Below are 5,450 nucleotides of genomic sequence, written 5' to 3'. Positions count from 1 at the left end.
ACCACCTTGACCGAGGATGGTGGGAGGGTAACAGCAGTAGCGATCGCCCCCGACGGGAAACGAGCCGTCTCGGCATCCGATGATCAAATCCTGAAACTGTGGGATTTGGAAACCGGGATGGAACTCGCCACCCTCAGAGGGCACAGTGACCCGGTACTATCGGAGAATAAAACCCTGAAACTGCGGGATGTGGAGTGGATCCGAGGAGAATTCCATGGGCATTCGGAGGATTACACCCTGAAACTGTGGGATTTGGAGACCGGGATGGAACTGGCCACCCTCAGCGGGCATAGTGCGTGGGTAAATGCAGTCGCGATCGCCCCGGACGGGAAACGAGCCGTCTCGGCATCCAAGGATAAAACCCTGAAACTGTGGGATTTGGAGAGGGGGACGGAACTCGCCACCCTCACAAGGCATAGTGGCTCGGTAAATGCAGTAGCCATTACCCCCGACGGGAAACGAGCGGTCTCGGCATCGGGGGATAACACCTTGAAACTGTGGGATTTGGAGAGGGGGACGGAACTCGCCACCCTCACAGGGCATAGTGGCTCGGTAAATGCAGTAGCGATCGCCTCCGATGGCAAACAAGTGGTATCGGCATCATCGGATAAAACATTGAAGTTGTGGAATTTGGCTAGTGCAGAAGTGTTAGCTACGTTTACCGGGGAAGCTGAAATGCTTTGCTGTGCCATTGCACCGGATGGGGTGACGGTGGTGGCGGGGGATTTGGCGGGGACGTTGCACCTGCTGGGGTTGCTGTTCCTTGCCCAAATTGAGTAACGCCGCCCGGTGTAACGACTGGGTTAAACGGCTTTCTACCTCTGTCCGCATCTGAGTCAAGATAGTTTGACGATTGCGATACTCCTGTTTAGAGAACTGTCGCCCCCCGGTCGATCGTGCAGCGACTGGAACTCCTGCCGCACCTCTTGACGAAATTCCGTCACTTCTTGGCGCAACTCCTCTAGGCGTTCCTCTAGGGTTTGTAACAATTCGCTGATGGTGGTTTCCATCACCCCCAATCGTTGACAGACTTCCGCAAAACCGGAATCAATCCTGCCGGAAATATCGGTAAAAAACGCCTGCTGCTGGGCAACCGTTCCCCGTAACTGGGTTTCCAATTCCTGAAACTGTTGCAGGATTTGGCTGAACTCCTCAACATTGACCCCCTCTTGATTGGCTTGCAGTTGGCTCAGTTGTGCCTGCATTCCCGTCAATAACTGCAAGGTTAATCCCGCAAAGGCTTTTCCATCCTTGGCAAAGTCTTCCTTGAGGGTTTCTCGCAAGGCTTTGGGGAAGGTGGTATGGAGTAACTCGGCGACTTGTTGACGCACCTCGGAGGGAATCGGAAAGCCGCCCCCTTTACAGGCTGCCATGTTAAGGCGGATGAAGATATCCCCCCATTCTGTAGCGGTGAGGTTGCCTTGTTGGGTGAGTTGGTATTCTTCCGGGGTGAAGAATCGATCGAGTTTGGCTTCTCGCAGTTCGGGGTAGCGTTGCTGGGTGAGTTCCTGTTGGGCGATTTTTACCCAGTTGTCCTTGGCTTGGGCGGCGATTTTTTCGAGATGTTGGCGGGTTTTGCCGCGCTGTGATTTGGCGGCGAGGGTGATGACGGCGGCTATGGCTTTCCCGACTGCTTTGGTTAAATCATGATTTTCTAGGGAAACTCCCCCCTCTCCTCCATCGATTAAGGCATCAATGACATTGGCAGTATTGCCCGCAGCCACACTCCCTAGGGCATTTGCCAAGACTGTCCCCCAAACAATTCCTTCTCCGGCGAGTAAGGGGGGAAAGGCTAGGCTACCAAAGACGCAGCCGCCACCGATAGTTAATTTTAGGAGCGATCGCCCGACACCCATAGTCATACCCTCAACACTGTCATTATTTTGCCCCAAAAACCGGGTTTCTATGTAGGAACTGGGGAACCTATTTTTTTCAAGAAATCGATGCAAATGATTTGGCGGTGCAGTTGGGTGGGGAATAGTTAATCTGTATCATTACCCTCCTTCACCCCTTCAAAGGGATTGCACAATGTTAAATCAGGCACGCGCTTGAAATCATCCACATTTCGAGTCATCACACAAGCAGAGCAGTGCAATGCAGTTGCCGCAATCAGGGCATCGGGAAGTTTGAGGCGGTGATGTCGCCGTAATTGAATAGTGCGATCTTCAATTTGGGGCAGTAGGGGGACTTGTTCAAACTGCATCAACAAATCAGCAATGACCGCTTCTTCTTCATTGGATAATTCTGGAAAACTCAGCAACTCAATTCGGACAATGCAGGAAGTAATTACCTCATTTTGGCTGAGAAATGATTCTGAGAAAAATGGCAAGATGGCTGGTTCTTCAGCCAAGTAGTCAATAAAAATGTTGGTGTCGTAGAGATATTTCACCGCTCCCACTCCTGACGGATTGTGTCGAGATGCGCCCGCATTTTGTCTCGCTTATCTTTTAGCAATCCCTTGGCTTTGGCAACCTTGGCATAATCCCGTTGCCAGAGCGCGACCACTGAAGCAGGCACATCCACGGTAATAAATTCCTCATTTTGGTCAATTAAATATTGCTTAGAAATTTTAATAATGGGCATGATTTTTTCCTTGAATGTTTACTCCTGATTTGACTCGTCGATCGATCGTTGGTGCGTTCCCAACCGTCACTAACTGCCTTAATCGATTATAGATCGCTGGGAACGCACCCTACATGATTACTTACCTTCAGGATCGGTTTTTGATTTGAGTTTGATTTTCATAGTAAAAATTCTCCCTAAAACTAATTTTTTTCTTGTTATCCTCATCATTAATAAAACAAGCGTTTAATCAATTCATCGCTGGTCGTTTTTTCCTGGGCTAAAATTTCCACTAAACGGGCTTCGGTTTCGGGGTCTAGTTGTATGTTCAGCATGAATCCCTCTGATTTGTGATTAATATCTAATTATACCTGATTTACGCCAACTCATCCTTAAACTGATTTAAGTTGAGGAGGGGCTAAAGGGGTGATTACTATTGTAGCTAAGTTGCCAGAAACCGGGTTTCTTTGAGAAAGGGTTTTCTTTGATTGGGTTTTACTCCTTCTGGATTTCTAGGTTGGCGAAGTGTTCTTGCACGAGGCGATGGATAAAGCGGTAGCGGTTGCCGACTCGTTGCAGGATGAGGCGATTAATATCGTAGTCAAAAAAGCAGCTTAAAAACATAACCAAAAATAACACCTGCTAGGATGGATAGTATTATGAATGGAACAATACCACTAACTTCGCCAAATATATTTAGACCGGTTATGATTTTGTGTGTTATTCCGATTGACATCAAACATAAAAAAGGGATAACAATCCATATCAAACCCCACCCAAATGTTATTCATAATCATACCCAATCCAGAACACATCCAAAAAACGTATGTATAGTCATTTCAATTGTATCAAGCACAATTGAAATGACTATAAGTTTACTAAATGCACTTATTATAATAAGTATTATTTTTATAAAATACACGATATTAGAGTTTTTATTCGTAGATTTTATCGATGCATTTCCTAATCGGCGAATCCAATGGCCAGGATGCGTTCTCGATTGACTCCAAAAAGTTTTTAGATTTTCTCAAACCAAGCGGTATCAATTTCCACCGCCTCAATCATCGTAATCTTGACCCCCAATCTCAATTCTTTCAACCGTTGAACCAACTGCTCACCATCAATTAAATCAATCGGTGGCGCACCATCACGGGTCGCTTCCTTGACAGCATCTCGCGTAAATGTACCCGTCGTCACAAATAGTCCTTTATCGGTGCGCCCTTGCATCGCTCCCCGAAAATCTCGAATCTGACCCGCCGTGACCGAACCTTGATAACGCTTACACTGAAAAAGAACATGAAAGCTCAAGAAACCATTAATCCGCGCAATCCCAACCCCATCAATACCCCCATCTCCTGATTTTCCTGTGATTTGCACTTGGATAAAACCAGATTCTCGGAGTAAACGTTGCACCAAGCGCTCAAAAGCAGCAGGTTCAAGATTCAACAGCATTCCATGTAACTGATCCTGCCATTCGAGTTCCTCTGTGCTTTCCTCCATCGTTTCTATCATGCGATCGGAAGCATCAACTTTGCTTTTTTCCGCCTTTTGAACAACTTTGACAATTTCTTTTGGCTCAAGATGCTCAAAATCATCGGCAATGGATAATAATGACCACACTCCCCGTGCTGAATTTTCCAAAAGTCCATATTTTCTCAAATAGGTACGACTCCACCCTAAACGATACTCAACTTCACTGGTGGAAGTTTTGCCGTGGGGAATTTCGAGGATTTCATCAGGCAGGTTGAGAATTTGCACCACCTGCTCATAAATTTCTTGAACGGTGCCGGAACCCCCCAGATTTTTTAATCCGACCAGCGTGGGAATCAACATTGCATGAAATGTCGGAACAGAGGAGGAAGACAATTTTTGAACACTCATAATAATCGGGGCTTAAATGTAATGTAAATCTTACAATTTTTAATCAATCTGAGCAAAGAATCGTCGGATAAAGGTTTCCATCTGATCCGCCTCAAAGGGTAAATTGGGTTTCTAATTTCTAAAACTGTTGCAGGATTTGGCTGAATTCCTCAACATTGACCTCCCCTGGATTGGCTTGCAGTTGACTCAGTTGTGCCTGCATTCCCGTCAGTAACTGCAAGGTTAATCCCGCAAAGGCTTTTCCATCGTTGGCAAAGTCTTCTTTGAGGGTTTCTCGCAAGGCTTTGGGGAAGGTGGTATGGAGTAAATCGGCGACTTGTTGACGCACCTCGGCGGGAATGGGAAAGCCACCCCCTTTACAAGCTGCCATGTTGAGGCGGATAAAAATATCCCCCCATTCGGTAGCGGTGAGGTTGCCTTGTTGGGTGAGTTGGTATTCTTCGGGGGTGAGGAATTGGTCGAGTTGGGCTTCTCGTAGTTCGGGGTAACGTTGCTGGGTGAGTTCCTGTTGGGCGATTTTGACCCAATTATCCTTAGCTTGGGCGGCGATTTTTTCGAGAGATTGGCGGGTTTTGCCTGGGTATTGTTTGGCTGCGAGGGTGATGACGGCGGCTATGGCTTTCCCGACTGCCTTCGTTAAATCATGATTTTCTAGGGAGACTCCCCCCTCTCCTCCATCGATTAAGGCATCAATGGCATTGGCGGTATTGCCAGCCGCGACACTCCCTAATGTGGTTGCCAAGACTGTCCCCAAAACAATTCCTTCTCCGGCGAGTAAGGGGGGAAAGGCTAGGCTACCAAAGACGCAGCCGCCACCGATGCTTAGTTTTAGGAGCGATCGGCCTACACCCATAGTCATACCCTCAACACTGTCATTATTGTGACGTACTCCCGACGCCGACCACTTAGGCGGTACGGCGCGGGCTTCTCCGCCCAGACCTTTGAGATCTGGGTTTCGCGTTTTTGAGTGAGGCGACCCCTCGGATATGATGGGGTATCATATCCTC

6 protein-coding genes and 1 pseudogene are annotated in these 5,450 nt (G+C 47.7%); 1 reads left to right on the top strand and 6 read right to left on the bottom strand.

Annotation, left to right across the window (positions count from 1 at the left end; genetic code table 11):
• Positions 1–780 (top strand): annotated as a pseudogene (locus LKK83_RS23345) (WD40 repeat domain-containing protein); the annotation flags it as partial.
• 56 nt (positions 781–836) lie between these two features.
• Here LKK83_RS23345 and LKK83_RS23340 read toward each other — a convergent pair.
• The 6 genes from LKK83_RS23340 to LKK83_RS23315 form a co-directional block, all read right to left on the bottom strand.
• Entirely contained in the window at positions 837–1,862 is a 1,026-nt protein-coding gene (locus LKK83_RS23340) for a hypothetical protein (RefSeq protein ID WP_324633789.1), read from the bottom strand.
• A gap of 119 nt (positions 1,863–1,981) precedes the next feature.
• Entirely contained in the window at positions 1,982–2,389 is a 408-nt protein-coding gene (locus tag LKK83_RS23335) for a type II toxin-antitoxin system VapC family toxin (RefSeq protein WP_324633788.1), read from the bottom strand.
• Positions 2,386–2,583, bottom strand: a complete 198-nt coding sequence (locus LKK83_RS23330; RefSeq protein ID WP_324633787.1) for a hypothetical protein — start codon at positions 2,581–2,583, stop codon at positions 2,386–2,388. The genes LKK83_RS23335 and LKK83_RS23330 overlap by 4 nt, the downstream gene beginning before the upstream one ends.
• Positions 2,584–3,057: 474 nt before the next feature.
• The gene (locus LKK83_RS23325) at positions 3,058–3,192 is read right to left on the bottom strand and encodes a hypothetical protein (protein WP_324633785.1); all 135 of its coding nucleotides are present in this window, start codon (positions 3,190–3,192) and stop codon (positions 3,058–3,060) included.
• 387 nt (positions 3,193–3,579) lie between these two features.
• Positions 3,580–4,443, bottom strand: coding sequence for a restriction endonuclease (locus tag LKK83_RS23320; RefSeq protein ID WP_324633784.1), 864 nt, complete (start codon positions 4,441–4,443; stop codon positions 3,580–3,582).
• Between the two features lie 118 nt (positions 4,444–4,561).
• Positions 4,562–5,302 carry a hypothetical protein gene (locus LKK83_RS23315; protein ID WP_324633783.1) on the bottom strand — a complete coding sequence of 247 codons (741 nt, stop codon included), beginning with the start codon at positions 5,300–5,302 and terminating at the stop codon, positions 4,562–4,564.
• Positions 5,303–5,450: the final 148 nt, after the last annotated feature.

The organism is Phormidium sp. CCY1219 (assembly GCF_035615515.1).
In the GTDB taxonomy this organism is placed as follows: Bacteria; Cyanobacteriota; Cyanobacteriia; order Cyanobacteriales; family Laspinemataceae; genus CCY1219.
The sequence above is the reverse complement of the archived record's forward strand: the minus strand, read 5'-3'. Positions and strand labels throughout refer to the sequence as shown.

Bases quoted from the DNA above. Each gene is read 5' to 3' on its own strand.
- LKK83_RS23320 (WP_324633784.1), bottom strand. From the start codon at position 4,443: ATGAGTGTTCAAAAATTGTCTTCCTCCTCTGTTCCGACATTTCATGCA.
- LKK83_RS23340 (WP_324633789.1), bottom strand. From the start codon at position 1,862: ATGACTATGGGTGTCGGGCGATCGCTCCTAAAATTAACTATCGGTGGC.
- LKK83_RS23315 (WP_324633783.1), bottom strand. From the start codon at position 5,302: ATGACTATGGGTGTAGGCCGATCGCTCCTAAAACTAAGCATCGGTGGC.
- LKK83_RS23330 (WP_324633787.1), bottom strand. From the start codon at position 2,583: ATGCCCATTATTAAAATTTCTAAGCAATATTTAATTGACCAAAATGAG.